This is a genomic window from Prevotella rectalis (genome assembly GCF_900607215.1).
GTDB lineage: Bacteria > Bacteroidota > Bacteroidia > Bacteroidales > Bacteroidaceae > Prevotella > Prevotella brunnea.
On the sequence record NZ_LR027820.1, the window covers coordinates 437,544 to 456,127 of the forward strand.

At 39.8% G+C, this 18,584-nt stretch carries 15 protein-coding genes, 1 tRNA gene and 1 pseudogene; 11 read left to right on the forward strand and 6 right to left on the reverse strand.

Annotated features, from left to right (window positions below; all coding sequences use genetic code 11):
- Positions 1-635: 635 nt before the first annotated feature.
- From E0E16_RS02710 to E0E16_RS02725, 4 genes and pseudogenes are all read right to left on the reverse strand, one after another.
- Positions 636-1,250, reverse strand: a complete 615-nt coding sequence (locus E0E16_RS02710) for a DNA alkylation repair protein (RefSeq protein ID WP_130828715.1) — start codon at positions 1,248-1,250, stop codon at positions 636-638.
- Positions 1,247-3,203, reverse strand: a pseudogene (locus E0E16_RS02715) (dipeptidyl-peptidase 3 family protein). Before E0E16_RS02715 ends, E0E16_RS02710 begins: the two are co-directional and overlap by 4 nt.
- A 28-nt stretch (positions 3,204-3,231) precedes the next feature.
- Positions 3,232-3,699: a helix-turn-helix domain-containing protein gene (locus tag E0E16_RS02720; RefSeq protein WP_130828716.1), complete on the reverse strand. Its 468-nt coding sequence runs from the start codon at positions 3,697-3,699 to the stop codon at positions 3,232-3,234.
- A gap of 285 nt (positions 3,700-3,984) precedes the next feature.
- Positions 3,985-4,767, reverse strand: coding sequence for a hypothetical protein (locus tag E0E16_RS02725; RefSeq protein ID WP_130828717.1), 783 nt, complete (start codon positions 4,765-4,767; stop codon positions 3,985-3,987).
- 184 nt (positions 4,768-4,951) lie between these two features.
- Between E0E16_RS02725 and E0E16_RS02730 the strand changes: the two genes are divergently transcribed.
- The 11 genes from E0E16_RS02730 to hisS all read left to right on the forward strand — a co-directional run bounded on the left by E0E16_RS02730 (position 4,952) and on the right by hisS (position 16,899).
- Entirely contained in the window at positions 4,952-6,247 is a 1,296-nt protein-coding gene (locus tag E0E16_RS02730; protein ID WP_130828718.1) for a replication-associated recombination protein A, read from the forward strand.
- Positions 6,234-7,190: a D-2-hydroxyacid dehydrogenase gene (locus tag E0E16_RS02735; RefSeq protein ID WP_130828719.1), complete on the forward strand. Its 957-nt coding sequence runs from the start codon at positions 6,234-6,236 to the stop codon at positions 7,188-7,190. Before E0E16_RS02730 ends, E0E16_RS02735 begins: the two co-directional genes overlap by 14 nt.
- A 12-nt stretch (positions 7,191-7,202) precedes the next feature.
- Positions 7,203-7,838 (forward strand): trimeric intracellular cation channel family protein, encoded by a 636-nt coding sequence (locus E0E16_RS02740; RefSeq protein WP_130828720.1) that lies wholly within the window; start codon positions 7,203-7,205, stop codon positions 7,836-7,838.
- A 100-nt stretch (positions 7,839-7,938) separates the two neighbouring features.
- Positions 7,939-8,012, forward strand: a tRNA-Arg gene (locus tag E0E16_RS02745).
- Positions 8,013-8,476: 464 nt separating this feature from the next.
- Positions 8,477-9,169 (forward strand): monofunctional biosynthetic peptidoglycan transglycosylase, encoded by a 693-nt coding sequence (gene mtgA, locus E0E16_RS02750; protein WP_130828721.1) that lies wholly within the window; start codon positions 8,477-8,479, stop codon positions 9,167-9,169.
- A gap of 21 nt (positions 9,170-9,190) precedes the next feature.
- Positions 9,191-11,695 (forward strand): ATP-dependent helicase, encoded by a 2,505-nt coding sequence (locus tag E0E16_RS02755; RefSeq protein ID WP_130828722.1) that lies wholly within the window; start codon positions 9,191-9,193, stop codon positions 11,693-11,695.
- Positions 11,696-11,912: 217 nt separating this feature from the next.
- Positions 11,913-12,467, forward strand: a complete 555-nt coding sequence (gene rfbC, locus E0E16_RS02760) for a dTDP-4-dehydrorhamnose 3,5-epimerase (RefSeq protein WP_130828723.1) — start codon at positions 11,913-11,915, stop codon at positions 12,465-12,467.
- A 25-nt stretch (positions 12,468-12,492) separates the two neighbouring features.
- A complete protein-coding gene (locus E0E16_RS02765; protein WP_130828724.1) occupies positions 12,493-13,275 on the forward strand; it encodes a DUF4738 domain-containing protein in 783 nt (260 codons plus the stop codon).
- A gap of 487 nt (positions 13,276-13,762) precedes the next feature.
- On the forward strand, positions 13,763-14,266 hold the full coding sequence (locus E0E16_RS02775; RefSeq protein WP_130828725.1) for a Fur family transcriptional regulator: 504 nt from the start codon (positions 13,763-13,765) through the stop codon (positions 14,264-14,266).
- Positions 14,253-15,527 (forward strand): adenylosuccinate synthase, encoded by a 1,275-nt coding sequence (locus E0E16_RS02780; RefSeq protein ID WP_130828726.1) that lies wholly within the window; start codon positions 14,253-14,255, stop codon positions 15,525-15,527. The genes E0E16_RS02775 and E0E16_RS02780 overlap by 14 nt, the downstream gene beginning before the upstream one ends.
- A gap of 7 nt (positions 15,528-15,534) precedes the next feature.
- Complete coding sequence (hisS, locus tag E0E16_RS02785) at positions 15,535-16,899, forward strand: histidine--tRNA ligase (RefSeq protein ID WP_130828727.1); 1,365 nt, start codon at positions 15,535-15,537, stop codon at positions 16,897-16,899.
- Between the two features lie 67 nt (positions 16,900-16,966).
- Here the strand turns inward: hisS and E0E16_RS02790 are convergent, their stop codons facing one another.
- A complete protein-coding gene (locus E0E16_RS02790) occupies positions 16,967-17,905 on the reverse strand; it encodes a ribose-phosphate pyrophosphokinase (RefSeq protein ID WP_130828728.1) in 939 nt (312 codons plus the stop codon).
- Between the two features lie 46 nt (positions 17,906-17,951).
- The gene (locus E0E16_RS02795; RefSeq protein WP_130828729.1) at positions 17,952-18,560 is read right to left on the reverse strand and encodes a beta/alpha barrel domain-containing protein; all 609 of its coding nucleotides are present in this window, start codon (positions 18,558-18,560) and stop codon (positions 17,952-17,954) included.
- Positions 18,561-18,584: the final 24 nt, after the last annotated feature.

Below are 18,584 nucleotides of genomic sequence, written 5' to 3' on the forward strand. Positions count from 1 at the left end.
ATGATTTCGTAATGCCGGGCGGGTCGAATGTTCGCTGTCAAGCATCTGTCTGCCATCACCTGAATACGAATTGGAGGCATAAGGAGGCATGTGTTATCCGACATTGGAACAGAATACGTCCGGTCTCATGATTTGACACGACTTTGTGTGGAAATAACAACATCTTTCAGGAAACCATTGGGAAGCGACAAAGGATTTTCCATGGTCATGCAACATCGGGAAATCCTGATGAATTGATGAGAAAAACATGAAAGAGGATGATTGAAAAAGCATCAATCGGAAAAGCCTTTTCAGTAAGCGTAAAACGTCTCTATAGAGGTGTCAAGTACGTCTCTATAGAGGCGTTAAGTATGTCTCTATAGAGGCGTAACACACGTCTCTATAGAGACGTTGAGCACAGCTCTATAGAGGCGCGTGATGGGGTTATTCACCGTAAAACAGGATGAGAAGTTCTTTCTATACAGACTTGCTCGAATTTATGCTTCCTCACTAAATTTCAACTGATGCGCTATATGACAGCATGGCAAAGTGATGAAGTCAAGGGCAACGGAAAGGGGATTGGAAGAAATAAGGGATGAAACTCTGGTTAGGATTGAAAAAAAGAGACAAAGACACGGTTGATGCTTCGTGAAAAATTACAACAGATCAAATTCTGAGAGAGCTTTTATCGCAACTTGTTCATAAATATCGCCAAGTTCGCAAAAGCGACAAACGCAATTGTAAGCCGAATGCTTTATTCCCATTTCACCGCTCTTCAATGCGGTTTGAACCTGATCCAGAAATTCATTGATTCCACGTTCGTTCGGTTCCTTTCCATCGGCAAAAAGGGCGGCGAGCAATTGATAGCCACAAATCTGAAGCATTTTCTTTTCCGATGCGATGTATTCATAAGCCAGCGATGGAGCAAACGAGAGATTTTTCAACAAATTGAATGCTATTAGTTCCGCAAGTTCTTGATTATCCACCGCTTCCATCCAAACATCCACCAGCTCGCGCGACATTCTTTCCGCCGGCATGATGTATGTCGCCATGATTTTGCATTCTCGAATCGGCTCTTTCCAAAGCTCAATGGCTAAGTCAAAATTCTTGCCATAGCCCTTTGAGATTTTTCGCAACGATGGTAGTGGAATGCCCCAATTTATTTTATAATTCAAGCCCTTTTTTCTCATTGAACTCGATGTGGCTCCATCCATGAATAGGCGGAAAGACCTTTTTATCTCCTTTAATGTTTCGCTCTTTTCCTCATTCATAATATTCCGTATTCATTTGAATATCTCAACATCTGATCAGTATAGCTCTCCGTGTAATCAATTCGAATGTCTGCTATTTCTCCCGAGGCATTATGAACAATTTCCATTTTCGGGTTTAAGAACCCTTTATATGGCGCAATGTCAAGACTATCATATCTTGATAAAATTTCCTTATGCAGGGTGAGATCAATGTTGATGGCGTACTTTTCCACTAATTGTCTGCCCTTGTCGAAATCCCCTTCGCTCTTGATGCGTTGAATTTCTGCCAACTCATATGCAAAAATATCTCGAAGAGCCAAATAATCATTTATTCTCAAAAACGTCTTCCCTGATATGGAAATCAATTCCGCGACTTTCGCTTTCTTACCAAGCTCCAATGCCCATCTTGCTATCAATGCACGGTTTTGCATATGGGCCTCCTCGATGGATTTGCCGGGTTTGATACGTGCGAGCTGAGTCAGCAAACCGTTCATTAAATAAGAATAATACTGTGCTTTGTAAGCTTCTTCCGAATTTAACAAACCTAAACTTAGCAGCTTATCATCCGGCATATAGTAAAGTCCGAAGAGATCGGCTCGAGTCTCTTCTATGGTATTTCCATAATTCTTTAATGCATCAGTGTCTATGCCCGACAAGAGTTTTCCACTTCCATGTCCCAAACATTCGTGTATATCGGTGTGAAGAATATCTGTCTGATTTCCATACTGTTTTATTAAGTCCAAAGTTCCTTTGTCAATAACAAACTCTTCCAAGAAGCCATTGTTCTTTGATGCTTCATCGTAAGCGTGAATCAGATTGGAGATAGTTACGCTTTTCGAACCATGTTCCGCCCTTATCCAGTCGGCATTGGGCAAGTTAATTCCTATTGCCGTTGATGGATATTCATCACCACCAAGCATTGCCGCGCAAACCACATTTGCAGTTACCCCTTTCACTTCCGACTTCTTAAACCTCTTGTCTGTTGGAGAATTGTCCTCAAACCATTGTGCATTGTCAGAAATAAGTCTTGTTCGCTTTGTCTCCTCTAAGTCCTTATAGTGTACGATGCCCTCCCAAGAGCCTTTATAGCCAAGAGGGTCGCCATAAACTTCAATAAAACCATTAATAAAATCCACTTGTCCCTCTAAATCATTCACCCATGCAATGGAATAATTATCGAAATCAGTAAGATTTCCTGATTTATAGAATTTAATTAATAACTCTATAGTCTGAACCTGACGTGAATTTTCAGCATATCGTTTTGCCTTATCAAGCCATTCTATTATTCGTCTTATCGCACTACCATATTGTCCACCGGCCTTCCAGACAAGTTCTCTTATCACTCCGTTTTCTTTAATTACCTTCGAGTTTAAACCAAAAGATGGAGGATTGTCATGGGCTTTCTTTTTTTTTATGCTCATAAAACTGTTCCACTTCTGCTTGAGAGACATGCTCATAGTAGTTGCAAGCCGAAGTCTTCACAATATCCTGACCATCTGCCTTGTTGACTCGTTTAGGTAAATAGTTTGGGTCGAATAAAACTTTCTCGAGATTCGCAATAAAGGTCTCAAGCGTTTCACCTTCGTCCAATCTAAGCAATGAAATATCTACATGATGAAGTGCATCGACAAAATAAGTTTTGGAGAAGCCGGGAACAAACTTATCCGAACTATAATGATGATATATTCCATTCGCAAACCATACTTTCTTCAGATACAACTCCAAGGCTCGAAAATCATCACTCTCTTCCTTGAACTTGGAAAGAAAGATAGCTTCCAACGCTCTCCTGACTTTCAAGTTATATTTGCCAAACTGATCGAAGGTTATATCTCTTCCCCAAAGTGTGGCTTGCGACAGACAATAAACATATTTTTTCTGCCTTAGTGAAAGTTTCTCAAACCCACACAAATGGTATCTTAAGATCTGTATATCATCAAATCTTTCGTTTGAAAAATCAAAAACTTTTTGGTTCATCTGAGTCACAAGATCTATTGAGGGGGTGTTATTTGTTCTGTTCACCGTTGCCATTCTTTAGTCGATTAGCTTCTTTAGACATGGGGTTGGTATGGTTTAATCTGTATTGTCGCGGAGTGATGCCATTAATTTTATAAAACGAGGCATAAAAAGATTGACGATTGGAAAAACCCACCATATCGCTAATGTCTTCAATAGTTAAATCCTTATATCTCTTATCGACTAACAAGCCCATCGCTTCTTCAATACGGAACTTATTTACGAAAGACGTATAGTTCATGTGAAACCGCACATTAACAACCGCGGAAATATATCTCGTGTTAGTACCCAACATCTCAGCTAACTGCTTTGCTGAGAAATTCTTGTCTTTATATTTTTGCTGGATAAGTATAACATTCAAAATCTTATCCTTTAGTTCGTCCATCAGCTGAGGGCTGACCAAGCTGCGATAAGCGGCAACTTTCTTCTTTTTCTCTGTAATGTTATACTTTCCCATAAGATTAAGATAAAAAAAACGATCGCTTTATTCCTTTTGCAAATATAATTCTTTTATTTTACAAATTCAAGTTTTTTATATTATTTTAGCTATAAAAGTGTTGAATTGCTTTTATACATTTTCAAAAAGACATAATCATCTGATAACTTAATAGTTATTGAAAAGTAAAAGCCCACATTTTCACGTTTTATCTCTTTCTTTCAAAAACAGACTGATTAAGCAAAAAAAACAACAAAAAAGGGATGAGCTTTTAACCCATCCCTAATCCCTGTGATAATTTATCAGTTAGAAATCGTCATCTACCACATCTTCCGATTCCATTTCCAAAACCTCAGGACCGGCATCGAATGTCGTATGATAACTTTCTTCCGTCAGCTTATCGTCATCGAACTCATCTTCCTCAATTTCCGAATCATCAATATCATCTTTACATAGAATATTCCCTTCCGAATCTAACATCTCATCATCGACTTTTCCCGATTGAGTGCCATCTCCTGTTGAAAGCTCCTTTACGAAAATGGCTTCAGTCCATGAACCCTTTGTTATTTCCAAGATTTCAAAGCCTTCCTTTAATTTCATCTCATACAATCCTCCTGTTTTCTTGAGTCTTTCTGTAGGCAGAGTGGTTGTCGAAACTTCAAATGCACTTTGAATAACACTTTGTACGGATTGAGGCAAACTTTCCCATCCCCCTCCAAAGTTCCTTTCAAGAATCTCAATGAGTTTGGCAGCGGAAACATGATGAATATTATCCGTATTCAAATCATTTATTCGTGTGATATTTTTTTTCTTTATGGCCCATTTAACAGGTGTGCCATTATCAAAACGGACGCTACCAACTTTGCAACCTCGTTCTTCATACTTCCGAATAACCTCAACTTTATCTACTTTCACTTCTTCAATGAAGAAAGCAGACTTTATAATATCCAAGTAATGATGACTATTTTCTTTTAGATCCGCATCACGTTGAGCCTGTGACCACAATCTGAAAACATCATTCTCTTGAATATTCCATACATTCTTCTTAGTCAATGTTTTTAAAGTCAGTGTTTGTCCTTGTCGCTTCATATATTTTCCTAACCTAAAATTATCCAAAAGCTTATTTGAAAATCGCTGCAAAAGTAAGTACAAATGCGTGAACTTCCAAACATTTTATTAAAAAAAAGTTCAGAGAATAAAAATCAATGCAACTGTTATTATAAATCAAATACTTTTACTATCTTTGCATTAATATTATTAATGTATTTAGGATATGGAGCCCTTAGCGGAACGCATGCGACCTCACACACTTGATGAATATGTCGGTCAAAAACATTTGGTCGGCAAAGGAGCAGTCTTGCGCAATATGATAGATTCGGGACATATCTCTTCCTTTATATTATGGGGACCTCCGGGGGTGGGCAAAACCACATTGGCGCAAATTATCGCTAATAAGTTGGAAACCCCTTTTTATACTTTATCTGCAGTTACAAGTGGAGTCAAAGATGTTCGTAATGTTTTGGAACGTGCTAAGAATAATCGTTTCTTCAACTCCTTGCCACCCATCCTTTTCATAGACGAAATTCACAGGTTTTCTAAGTCACAACAAGATTCATTGTTGCCCGCTGTCGAGAAAGGAATTATTACACTCATAGGGGCAACAACAGAAAATCCATCATTCGAAGTTATCAGACCATTGCTGTCAAGATGCCAGGTTTATGTATTGCAGAGCCTAAATAAAGAGGAACTTTCAAGTCTGTTGGAAAGAACTATAAAGACAGATACTTATTTGAAAGACAAAGACATCCAAATAATTGAAAGCGAAGCTTTGTTTAGGTACAGTGGCGGAGATGCAAGAAAACTTCTCAACATATTAGAATTGGTGGTTGGCACCATAAGAGAAAACAAGGTGGAAATTACGAATAGCCTTGTAGCAAGCTGTCTTCAACAAAACTCAATGACATACGATAAAGATGGAGAAATGCACTATGACATCATCTCAGCTTTTATCAAATCCATTAGAGGAAGCGACCCCGATGCAACATTGTATTGGATGGCACGGATGATTGAAGGAGGAGAAGATCCTAAATTTATCGCGAGAAGACTTGTCATCAGCGCGGCGGAAGATATAGGATTGGCAAACCCCAACGCATTGTTGTTGGCAAATGCTGCTTTTGACACTGTGATGAAAATTGGCTGGCCGGAGGCAAGAATCCCATTAGCTGAAGCAGCAGTTTATTTATCCGTATCGCCTAAAAGTAACTCGGCTTACCTCGCCATTGATGCTGCATTGGACGAAGTGAGAAAAAGTGGAAACCAACCAGTTCCACTCCATCTTCGCAATGCTCCCACACAGCTAATGTCTGAGTTAGGTTATCATGATGGGTATAAATACCCACACGATTATCCTGCGCATTTTACAAAACAACAATACTTACCGGATTCGTTAAAAAAATCACGATTCTGGTTTCCGCAACATTCGCATCAAGAAGAAAAACATTACCAATGGATGATGAAATGTTGGGAAGATAGATATAAAACAAAAGGACTTGAAGATGAAAATAGTTGATTTAGATGGTTTCGCTGCCAATCCCGGTGATATTTCCTGGGACGCTTTCAAGCAGCTTGGAGATTTTGTTGTCTATGATAATTCCAATAAGGAGCAAGTCATCGAAAGGGCAAAAGATGCTGATATCTTACTTGTTAATAAAATTGAAATTGCCGAAGATATTATCGAACAATTACCCAAATTAAAATACATTGGAGAACTTGCCACCGGATACAACAACATAGACATTTCCGCAGCGAGGAATAAAGGAATTATAGTTACAAACATTCCGGCGTATAGTACCGACAGCGTAGCGCAGATGGTGTTCGCCCATTTACTCAATGTGGCAACTCATGTGGATTATTATGCTTCGGAAACAAGAAAGGGAGTGTGGAGCAGCAAGGATACTTTCTGCTATTGGGACAAACCGCTAGTGGAATTAGCTGGCAAGACTTTGGGAATTATCGGGTTGGGAAACATCGGATTCAAAGTGGCGAAAATTGGTCACACTTTGGGAATGGATATTTCCGCCTACACAAGCAAAGAGAGCGGAGATTTGCCCGAATGGATTCGCAAAACCACTTTGGAGGGTTTGTATAGTACAGCGAATGTTATCACGCTTCACTGTCCACTGACTCCTGACAATTCTAAGATGATAAATGAGAAAGCATTTGAACAAATGCATCAAGGAACCATACTGATTAATACCGGTCGTGGTGGGCTCGTTGATGAGAAAGCCGTTTTCACTGCTTTGGAAAATGGAAAACTGAAAGCTTATTGCGCTGACGTGCTCACACAAGAGCCACCTCAGAATGATCTACCCTTGCTTAAACAACCCAATGCTTTCATCACCCCACACATCGCATGGGCAACAATTGAAGCAAGAAAGAGACTATTAGAAATAGCAGTAGAGAACATCAAGGCATTCATTCAAGGTAAGCCTCAAAATGTAATCAATAAATAAAGAAGAATTTTAATGACATATAACGATCCCCAGCTGTTACAAACCTTACAGGTTGTAATTGAAACCTTAGGAACTTTTGCTTTTGCCATATCGGGAATAAGGCATGCTGCTGCAAAAAAGTTCGATTGGTTCGGCGGTTATGTTTGTGGATTTGCCGTTGCCATTGGCGGAGGTACCATACGCGATGTCATGTTAGGGGTATCGCCATTTTGGACTACGGATATCCGCTACCTTTTCTTTACAACTCTCGCATTGGCTCTCGCTATCATATCGAGAAAATTGTTAAAAAAATTGGATAATGCATGGTTTGTGTTTGATACTTTGGGACTGGCTTTCTTTACGATTGCAGGACTGCAAAAAACACTATCATTAGGACATCCTTTCTGGCTTGCAATCGTAATGGGCTGTATCACGGGAGTTGCAGGTGGCATCATTCGAGATATATTATTAAATAATGTCCCTGTTATCTTCCACAAAGAAATATATGCCATCGCAAGTGTCGCAGGTGGATTATTATATTGGGGCATGTGGTATCTTGATATAAATATTACCATAACAGCAATTGCTACATTTCTCCTAATTTGCATAATCCGCTTTGTCGCAGTTTATTACCACGTCACATTACCGGCTTTGCATGACGAACTATAAAATTATTTGTAAAAAACATCAAGAAAAGTTTGGAGGATATAAAAAAAAAACATACCTTTGCACTCGCAATTCAAAATAAAGGATTGCGACCATAAATAATGGTTCCGTAGCTCAACTGAATAGAGCACTTGACTACGGATCAAGAGGTTGCGGGTTTGAATCCCTCCGGAATCACTAAGGACTTAGACTATTCTAAGTCCTTTTTTGGTCTATGTTCATTTGTGTGGTAACGGAAGCAGGCTCAGGGCTCAGTAGAAATTTCTACTGAGTCAAAAATTCAATAATGTCCTAAATTTTCTTCATTCACCCATCCAAAGCTTAGCTTTTGCTCCGTAAAAGGTAAGCTTTTGCATTGCAAAAGGTCATGAATTGGAGTGCAAAAGCTAAGCTTTTAAATAACAATTAATATTTCACTGATTAGCAATAGATTACGCAGTTTGTCTCAAGCACAGTCTTTGTAATATAATTTCATGGTGATTAGAACACCATTGGGAAAAGATAAAGAATTTCTCACTGCCATACAACATCGAGAAATCCTAATGACCGATTGGGGTTAAAACGTCACACATAACCAAGTTATTTAAAAAGATAGGCTGCAAAAATATTACTATCTGCGATATTTTCGTATCTTTGCAGCCATGATAATTAAGAAAATTTTAAAAGTGATTCGATGGACAATAGGAGTGATGTTCGTTTCCACTATTTTGGCTGTCGTTATCTACAGGTTCATACCTGTTTATTTTACTCCCTTGATGTTTTCAAGATGTTTTGAGCAGATTGCCGAAAACAAGGATGTTAAATTGTATCATGAATGGATATCCATGGAGAAGATGCCGAAATCGATGCCGGTTGCGGTAATGGCAAGTGAAGATCAACGCTTCCTTACTCATCATGGGTTCGATTATCAGGCGATAGAACAGGCTGCCGTAGATCATTTGGAAGGCGGAAAGAAACTTAGGGGAGGTTCTACCATTTCACAGCAAACGGCGAAGAATGTGTTTTTATGGCAAGGGCGTTCTTGGGTTCGCAAGGGATTGGAGGCTTACTTCACCTTCCTGATAGAATCGATGTGGAGCAAACAGCGAATCATGGAAGTTTATCTGAACTCCATAGAAATGGGAGACGGCATTTATGGGGTGCAGGCATGCGCGAAACGAAATTTTGGCTTGGATGCGAAGAACCTAAGCCGAAGCGACTGTGCCCTGATAGCAGCAACATTACCCAATCCGCGAAGGTTCTCATCGAAGAAGCCTGGACCCTATATGCGGAAACGAACACGGGAGATAGAAAGACAAATGAGGACAATTCCCGCTTTTCCAAAAGAACATTGATTTTTGTAATTGGATATTGACATGGAAGAAAATAGCTTGAGACTATTGGAAGAATTGAACGAAAGTCAGCGTAAGGCGGTGGAGTACTGCGACGGGCCATCGCTTGTAATCGCCGGGGCAGGATCCGGGAAAACGCGTGTGCTGACGTACAAGATAGCTTATCTCATAGAAAAAGGCTTGGCGCCTTATCATATTCTCGCACTCACTTTCACAAATAAGGCTGCAAAGGAGATGAAAGAAAGAATTACCACATTGGTGGGGAGTAAGAAGGCTTACAATCTGCGGATGGGGACTTTTCATTCTGTCTTCTCGAAGATTCTCAGAGTGGAAGCAGCAAAGATTAATTACGACCCCAACTTTACCATTTATGACGAGAGTGATTCTCGCTCTTTGTTGAAAACGATAATCAAAGGGATGGGACTGGATGAGAAAGTGTATAAACCTGCTACGGTTCACGGATTTATCTCCATCGCCAAAAACCATCTGATTACGGCAGAGGCATACGCCGGCGACAGGGCGGCTCTGGAACGCGACAAAGCACGACGTATGCCGGAGGTAAGCAAGATATACATTGCCTACAACACCCGATGCCGACAAGCAAATGCAATGGATTTTGATGATTTGTTATTGAATACTTACCTGCTCTTCAAGAATCATACCGACGTTGCCGGGAAGTATGCGGAACAATTTCAATATATCCTCGTAGATGAATACCAAGACACGAATTATGTACAGGTGGCCATCGTTCAACAGCTGGCAATGCGCCACAGACGCGTTTGCGTTGTGGGGGATGACTATCAAAGCATTTATTCGTTTCGGGGTGCCAATATTGACAATATTCTTGATTTCAAGAAAAAGTTTGAGAATGCAAAGTTGTTTAAGTTGGAACGTAATTATCGTTCAACCCAATGTATCGTTCAGGCGGCAAACTCATTGATGAAACACAATGAAAGGCAAATACCCAAAGAGGTCTATTCCAAGGAGGACGAGGGACATAAGATCGTTTATAAACCTTGTTACAGTGATAAGGAAGAAGCCATGGTTGTCATGAACGAGCTGAAACATCTGAAGGCACAAGAAAACTTTGCATATAACGACTTTGCCATCCTTTATCGCACCAATTCGCAAAGTAGATCGTTTGAAGATGAATTGAGGAGAAACGCCATACCGTATCGTATTTATGGAGGATTGTCTTTCTATCAGCGTAAGGAAATCAAAGATATTATCGCTTATTTCCGGCTGACGGCCAATCAACATGATGAAGAGGCTTTCCGAAGGGTAATCAACTATCCGGCACGAGGCATCGGCAATACGACCTTACATAAAATCACTCAATGTGCGGAGGAGAATGGAATAAGCCTTTGGGAAGTAATAAATGCTCCGGAGACCTACGGACTGAATGTGAATAAGGGAACCATCTCCAAGCTGTCCGACTTTGTTAGCTTAATCAGTGGGTTTGTAAGGAAAGTTCCCACAACCGATGCGTATGAATTAGGCAAAGAAATCATAAAAACAAGCGGATTGTCTGCTGAACTGTATGCAAACAAAGAACCGGAAGATTTGGTTAGACAAGAGAATTTAGAAGAGTTTTTATCGGCAATGCATGCTTTTGTGGAAGCCAACCTGGAAGAAGGGCGTGAGGACGAGACTTATCTCACGGACTTTCTTCGTGAAGTGGCACTTTATTCTGATTTGGATAAAGAAGATGACGGCGCCCCGAAAGTTACTTTAATGACAATTCATGCTGCGAAAGGATTGGAATTTCCCATCGTATTCATCGTGGGGGTGGAAGAAAATATTTTCCCAAGTCCCATGTCGGCAAATTCAAAAAGGGAGTTGGAAGAAGAACGACGCTTGTTTTATGTAGCAATTACACGTGCGAAGAAGCATTGCGTCATTACCAATGCCAGAAACAGATTCCGTTATGGAACGATGCAATTCGATACTCCGAGCAGGTTTCTGAAGGATATTGACACAAAGTTTGTTGAGCTTGACCCAATGTCGGCGTCATTATCCGGCTACAAGAAAATGCCATGGGATGAAGAACCCAACTCCGCTGATTTTGACCCAGGTAACAATAAACTTAGGAAGAGCTTATGGAACAACTCTGACGCAAACGTAAACATACGATTCCAAAATTCAAAACCGGTGGCAAGTCAGTTTAAAGCCGATTTCAAACCAAAAATAACGGAACAGAGGAGCATGGAAGAACCCATCAATCCTTTGTCCCAACGCACTCGGGAGAGGCTGCTTCGTGAGGGCGGAAAATTCAAAAAACTCTCAATGATTATCTCTGACCAAGAACATGGTGGTAAAATCATCCCGGAGACATCTTCAGTCTCTGCGCTAAAAAAAGACGTGAATGGAGGAATTTGTGTGGGAGCGATGATAGAACATCAGCGATTTGGAATCGGTAAGGTGTTGCAATTAGCCGGAGTGGGGGAGAACGCCAAGGCAACGGTGGAATTTCGCAACGCCGGTACAAAACAGTTACTGCTAAAATTTGCAAAGTATAAGGTGCTTTAATGATTTGCCAACCTTGTTTTTATGTTTTACTGCAAGGATAAACGCTCTGTTTCACCGTTCCCCAATTTATCCCGATATGTACCTCTTATATATATCACTATTTACACTTGGGAAGGAGGGATAAGAAGCGTTCATCCAAAGATATTGACACTTTTCTTTTTGCAATTCAATATAATTTTATAACTTTGCCATATCAACAAAATGGGTATAGCAATAGATGGAATACAAGAAGACGGAAATAGAAGGCGTGTGGGTGATAGAGCCTAAGGTGTTCAATGATGCGCGTGGCTATTTTTTTGAAGCATGGAACCAATCCGATTTTGACAAGCATATAGGAAGACACGTAGAGTTCATACAAGATAATGAATCGAAATCATGCTATGGTGTTTTAAGAGGTCTTCACTATCAAAAAGCTGAAATGTCGCAAGCTAAATTGGTACGTGTAATAAAAGGAAAGGTGCTGGATGTGGCAGTCGATCTTAGAAAAAGTTCCCCTACTTTCGGAAAATATGTAATGGTGGAGCTATCCGAAGAGAACAAAAAACAATTTTTTATTCCGCGAGGGTTCGCTCATGGCTTTTTAGTTCTCTCTGAAGAAGCTGTTTTCACTTACAAGGTAGATAATATATATCATCCCCAAAGTGAGGTTAGCATTAGATGGAATGATGCCACAATAGGCATTAAATGGCCTATTGACATGGAACAAGTCCGCTTGTCTGAAAAGGATGAAATGCGTGCCGTATCGTTGGCGGAGGCAGATGTTTTTGAATAGTATTTTCCATATTAACCGAATGGATATGAAACGTTTATACATTGTTGTAATTGTTTTCTCGTTTTTCTTTTCTTGTGGGTCGAAAGATAAAACCTCATTGATGAACCGTGAAGATAAACAGGCAAAGCAAATGATGCAGGGGCTGTGGACCGATGAGAATGGAGCTGCTGCCCTATTGATTAAGGGGGACAGTATTTTTTATCCTGACTCTGCCAGTATGCCTGCCAAATTTTGGATTTACAACGATTCTTTGTATCTTGAAGGAGCTGAAATCAATACATATAAGATAATAAAACAAGCTGACTCATTCTTTAAGTTCATCAATGAGAATGGGGAGGAAGTTAATCTGTTAAAATCCGACAACAAGTTCTTAACCTCGGCATTCGACTATCACGTTTATGCGATGAATACCTTTCAGCGACAAGAAACAGATACTTTGGTAAGATTGGAAGTTGGTTTTGTGGATTGCCATATTTCTGTCTCAACAACCTCTGACAGAATAATAAAGTCCTCATTCAGTGAACTTGGAATAGGAGTGGATAACACCTATTTGGATAATGTGGCAGCTGTGAATGTTTCGATGGGAGGAAAAAATATTTATTCTCATCAATTTCGCAAACAAGAGTTCGAATCATTGATAGGAAAGGATTTCCTTAACAAAAGCATTTTAAGACGATTTGAATTTACTCATGCCGACAAAAATGCTTTATCCTTTGATGCAATCATAGGAATACCGGATGCATCGACCAACTATGTTATTGAAGTAAAATTAACACCTGATGGGAACATCACAAAACGAATGCGGTAAAAGACTATTTAACTTGAGATTATTGATAGAGTTTACTAATTTTCCATTAGGTGCAGTTTTGTGAATCAAATGCAGCAGAATAATTATTTCTTTTAAATGTCTTATTGATGCCAACACAAACGACAGTTCTCTCAACCGTCTTTACAATGCCCATGGATTTTATATGTTGAATGATACAACCGCAAGAGGTATTATTATGGACATGGTAAGGAATATGAAGCATTGGAAGAATATGGCAGAAGATATAGGACTTTCCAGGCGAGAAATCACATACTTTACGGATCGTTTTAAACTGGGTATGGAATTTCAATATGGATCAGAACTTCATCGGTGAGATTTAATCAAATTAAGAAGGCTCTCTATCTGTTACCTTTTTGCTTATACAGCATAAAAGTGTATTAAGAAGTTCTTTTAACTTTTTTTTGTCAGTATGTTGAGCCTATCTTTTCAAAAAAGACTAACTTTGTAGAAATTTAATCAACAAATCGTGACAAACGAAACTATAAAAGAAAAAGTAAGAAACATTCTTGATGGTTATCTTGAGATGAACAATCACCGCAAGACACCTGAGCGATTTGCCATTCTTGACGCAGTGTACGATATGCACAAGCATTTTTCTCTCGATGAGTTGGGGGTAAAGATGGAAGCACTCAACTTTCGTGTTTCAAGAGCCACTCTTTACAATACCATGCGACTTTTCATAGAGCTACGTTTGGTAGTTAGGCATCGATTTATTGGTCAGACGAAGTATGAGGCTTGTTACAATAATGATGATCACATTCACCAGATTTGCACAGTATGTGGATCTGTAACGGAAATAGATGCAAATAGGATAGTGGATGCTATCGAGAATATTAAATTGTCGCGCTTCCGAAAAGATGGTTTCACCCTCTATTTATATGGAGTATGTTCACGTTGTCAGGCTAAAATTTCCCGACAGCGTAACAAGATAAAACAACAGAAAGAAGATAAAGCTAATGAAAACAGGTAAAGTTGATATCCTCTTAGGGTTACAATGGGGCGATGAAGGTAAAGGAAAAATAGTAGACGTCCTTACTCCTCGCTACGATGTGGTGGCACGTTTTCAAGGTGGTCCGAATGCTGGGCACACCTTAGAGTTTGAAAGTCAGAAGTATGTCTTGAGATCCATTCCGTCCGGTATTTTTCAAGGAGGTAAAATCAATATCATTGGTAACGGTGTTGTCTTGGCTCCTGATTTATTCATGAATGAAGCCAAAGAATTGGAGCGTTCCGGACATCCGTTGAAGACGAGATTGCATATATCCAAAAAAGCACATCTTATCATGCCTACCCACCGACTTTTGGACAAGGCCAACGAAATGGCAAAAGGGAAAAACTTAGTGGGGACAACAGGAAAAGGTATCGGTCCTACCTACACCGACAAGACAAGTAGAAATGGGTTGAGAGTAGGAGATATTCTCAATGATTTCGACGAAAAGTACAGACTTCATAAGGAACGGCACCTTAGAATGTTGGCTGCTTTGGGATGGACGGACTTTACCGGTTTAGACGAAATGGAAAAGACGTGGATGGAAGGCATAGAGTATATGAAGAAGTTCATGTTTGTAGATTCCGAACATGAGATAAATCACATTCTTCGCGATGGTAAAACCCTTCTCTGCGAAGGAGCACAAGGAACTATGCTTGACGTGGATTTCGGTTCCTATCCGTTTGTAACTTCTTCAAACACAATTGCTGCGGGAGCTTGTGTGGGATTGGGAATAGGTCCCAGCAAGATAGGAAATGTCTATGGAATTATGAAAGCCTATTGCACTCGTGTAGGTTCAGGACCTTTCCCAACGGAATTGTTTGATGAGACAGGAGCACGCATTCGCGATTTGGGACATGAATATGGTGCGGTTACCGGAAGAGAACGACGTTGTGGCTGGATGGATTTGGTGCAGTTGCGTTATTCCGTTATGGTAAATGGTGTAACTGAACTGATCATGATGAAGAGTGATGTGCTTGATGGGTTCGATACCATAAAGGCTTGTGTTGGCTATGTCCTTCCAAATGGTGAGAAGACAGAAGAATTACCCTTTGATCTGAACGGCGTAAAACCTATCTATAAAGAATTCAAGGGGTGGAAGATAGATATGACAAAGTTTAAATCGGAAGAACAATTCCCAACCGAGTTTAAAGAGTATATGAAGTTCTTGGAAGATTTTCTTGAAACAAGAATAGGGATTGTATCAATAGGTCCGGATAGAGAACAAACAATAGTAAGATAAAAAATATATGGCAAACAAACCTTCCATTCCAAAGGGTACGCGCGATTTCGGTCCGATGGAAATGGCTAAACGTAATTATATATTCAACACGATAAAAGAGGTCTATGCAATTTATGGCTTTCAGCAAATAGAAACACCTGCACTGGAATCCTTGCAGACTCTCATGGGTAAGTATGGCGAGGAAGGCGACAAACTTCTTTTTAAGATATTAAATTCGGGGGATTACTTCAAAGGAATAACTGATGAAGACCTCTTGGGCAGGGACACATTAAAACTTCAAACGAGATTGGCGGAAAAAGGTTTGCGCTATGACTTAACGGTACCTTTTGCTCGCTACGTGGTGATGCATAGGAATGAATTACAATTGCCGTTCAAACGTTATCAAATACAACCTGTTTGGAGAGCAGATCGTCCACAAAAAGGAAGATATAGAGAGTTTTACCAGTGTGATGCAGATGTGGTTGGCTCCGAGTCGCTGCTTAACGAGGTGGAACTGATGCAAATTATTGATACGGTTTTCGTACGATTTGGAATCAGGATAAAGATTAAGATAAATAACAGAAAAATTTTGTCTGGTATTGCAGAAGTAATTGGCGCCCAAGATAAGATAGTTCAGATAACAACTGCCATTGACAAGTTAGACAAGATTGGACTTGAAAAGGTGAATGCTGAATTGATTGAAGATGGAATTGCCACAAATGCTGTTGAACGGCTGCAACCCATTTTAAGAATGTCAGGAACAAACGAAGAGAAACTCGAAACGATTTCACATGTTTTGTCTGAAAGTGAGATGGGCTTGAAAGGAGTAAAAGAAACAAGGTTTATTCTTGATACGTTGAGGCAAATCGGTCTATCCAATGAAATAGAATTGGATTTGACTCTGGCTCGCGGTCTTAACTATTATACAGGTGCAATATTTGAAGTGAAAGCGCTTGATGTGGAAATAGGGTCAATCACCGGCGGAGGTAGATATGATAATCTAACGGGAATATTTGGTATGCCGGGACTTTCGGGAGTGGGTATCAGTTTTGGTGCCGACAGAATATATGATGTATTGAATGTATTAAAGCTTTTCCCCAAAAGAAATATAACCAATACTCAACTCTTGTTCGTAAATTTTGGTTGGAAAGAAACGGAATATATCTTGCCAATGGTTAGTAAGATTAGAAAAGCCGGAGTAAGGACGGAGGTGTTTCCGGATGAAACGAAGATGAAGAAACAAATGAGTTATGCCAATGCCAAGCAAATTCCTTTTGTTGCAATTGTAGGTGAAACCGAAATGAAGGAAGGTAAGCTGACACTGAAGGATATGATGACCGGGGAACAATTGAGTCTGACAGTTGATCAGCTCATTCAAAAAGTTCAGGTATAGTCGGCTTAATTCAAAAGAATAAAAAGGCAATTGGGAAATCTCAATTGCCTTTTTATTCTTTTATCTATTAAACCAAATATTGGTTGGAAATGCTTTCATTATTCACAACCCTTCTGATCGTTTCCGCAAACATATCGGCTACAGAAATTTGTTTCACTTTTGAACAACGATCAGTGTAGGGTATTGAATCGGTGAATACGATTTCTTCCAAAGATGAAGCCTCTACACGTTCTGTTGCAGGACCGCTCATTACACAATGCGATGCACAAGCTCTCACACTCTTGGCCCCAGCCTCTTTCATGATGTCTGCAGCTTTTGTAATCGTTCCCGCGGTGTCAACCATGTCATCAACGATAACAACGTTTTTATCTTTTACATCTCCTATGATTTGCATACTGGCAACCACGTTCGCGCGAGCCCTTGTCTTGTTACAGAGAACAAGTGGACATCCCAAATATTTCGCAAAAGTATTGGCACGCTTTGAACCGCCTACGTCGGGACTTGCAATAACCAAATCTTTTAGTTGCAAGCTTTGTAAATAGGGCAGGATAACACCACTCGCATAAAGATGGTCAACCGGTACGTCAAAGAACCCTTGAATCTGATCGGCATGAAGATCCATGGTCATTAGTCTGTCAATACCCGCAACACTTAACAAGTCAGCGATGAGCTTTGCGCCAATACTAACGCGCGGCTTATCTTTCCTGTCTTGCCGTGCCCATCCGAAATAGGGGATAACTGCGATAATGTTTCTGGCAGAGGCGCGTTTGGCGGCATCTATCATGAGAAGCAATTCCATGAGGTTGTCTGAATTTGGAAATGTGCTCTGAACAAGGAATACGTCTTTTCCACGAATACTTTGTTCGTATGAAACCACAAATTCACCGTCAGAAAATCTTGTTACGACTAAATTGCCTAAAGGACAACCCAAACTCGCACAAATCTTTTCTGCGAGGTATCGCGTCTTTGTCCCTGAGAAGACCAAAAAAGAGTTGTTTTCACTCATTTTTTTTGTTGTTTATAGTTTTATATAAGGTTTATTTATGAAGACTTTATTCTACAGCCTGTTTTAACTTCTTAAAATATGCGATAATTGATTTAAAGTCAGTAGCGTGCTGGATATTGAATTTCTGCCATAGCGCGCCACATACTACAACCCCACCAAATCCATATTCTTTCAAAGATGGAATGTCGCTAAGTTTTATTCCTCCCATTGCATAAACATGTCTTCCAATCAAACCTTGCCTTTGTAGTTCTTTTAACTCTGGTATGAAAAGTGATTTTCGTTCCATAGGATATTCAATTCCATCGTTGATATTTTTAAGAGTGACATACGCAAACCTCTTTCTCGTGTCTTTTAATTTTAGAATATCAGAACAAGTGCTACTGATTCTTCCTCTAAAATCTTTAGGAGGAATGATCGTGTCTGCGTCTAAATGTATTCCGGCAAGTGAGAACTCTTTCGTTAGATTGAAATTCTGATGAACAGTTATAAATCTGTGATAATTGGATGGTATCAAAGATAACAACCGCTCTGCATAATGGGGTGAATGATCTGTCTTCGAGATATGCAGATTGTCCAGTCCTTCCTCGAAGAGTATTGTCAATATCTTATCTTCTTCCACAAAAAAAGTGGACTTAGTCATAATGACCAGCTTCATTCCCTCTTTTATTTTGCTTGCAAA

What these genes read in the sequence shown, in the direction of transcription:
- E0E16_RS02720 (WP_130828716.1), bottom strand. Translation starts at nt 3,699, where the DNA reads ATGGGAAAGTATAACATTACAGAGAAAAAGAAGAAAGTTGCCGCTTAT.
- E0E16_RS02730 (WP_130828718.1), top strand. Translation starts at nt 4,952, where the DNA reads ATGGAGCCCTTAGCGGAACGCATGCGACCTCACACACTTGATGAATAT.
- E0E16_RS02795 (WP_130828729.1), bottom strand. Translation starts at nt 18,560, where the DNA reads ATGAAGCTGGTCATTATGACTAAGTCCACTTTTTTTGTGGAAGAAGAT.
- E0E16_RS02765 (WP_130828724.1), top strand. Translation starts at nt 12,493, where the DNA reads ATGAAACGTTTATACATTGTTGTAATTGTTTTCTCGTTTTTCTTTTCT.
- E0E16_RS02790 (WP_130828728.1), bottom strand. Translation starts at nt 17,905, where the DNA reads ATGAGTGAAAACAACTCTTTTTTGGTCTTCTCAGGGACAAAGACGCGA.
- E0E16_RS02780 (WP_130828726.1), top strand. Translation starts at nt 14,253, where the DNA reads ATGAAAACAGGTAAAGTTGATATCCTCTTAGGGTTACAATGGGGCGAT.
- E0E16_RS02755 (WP_130828722.1), top strand. Translation starts at nt 9,191, where the DNA reads ATGGAAGAAAATAGCTTGAGACTATTGGAAGAATTGAACGAAAGTCAG.
- E0E16_RS02710 (WP_130828715.1), bottom strand. Translation starts at nt 1,250, where the DNA reads ATGAATGAGGAAAAGAGCGAAACATTAAAGGAGATAAAAAGGTCTTTC.
- hisS (WP_130828727.1), top strand. Translation starts at nt 15,535, where the DNA reads ATGGCAAACAAACCTTCCATTCCAAAGGGTACGCGCGATTTCGGTCCG.
- rfbC (WP_130828723.1), top strand. Translation starts at nt 11,913, where the DNA reads ATGGAATACAAGAAGACGGAAATAGAAGGCGTGTGGGTGATAGAGCCT.
- E0E16_RS02735 (WP_130828719.1), top strand. Translation starts at nt 6,234, where the DNA reads ATGAAAATAGTTGATTTAGATGGTTTCGCTGCCAATCCCGGTGATATT.
- mtgA (WP_130828721.1), top strand. Translation starts at nt 8,477, where the DNA reads ATGATAATTAAGAAAATTTTAAAAGTGATTCGATGGACAATAGGAGTG.
- E0E16_RS02725 (WP_130828717.1), bottom strand. Translation starts at nt 4,767, where the DNA reads ATGAAGCGACAAGGACAAACACTGACTTTAAAAACATTGACTAAGAAG.
- E0E16_RS02740 (WP_130828720.1), top strand. Translation starts at nt 7,203, where the DNA reads ATGACATATAACGATCCCCAGCTGTTACAAACCTTACAGGTTGTAATT.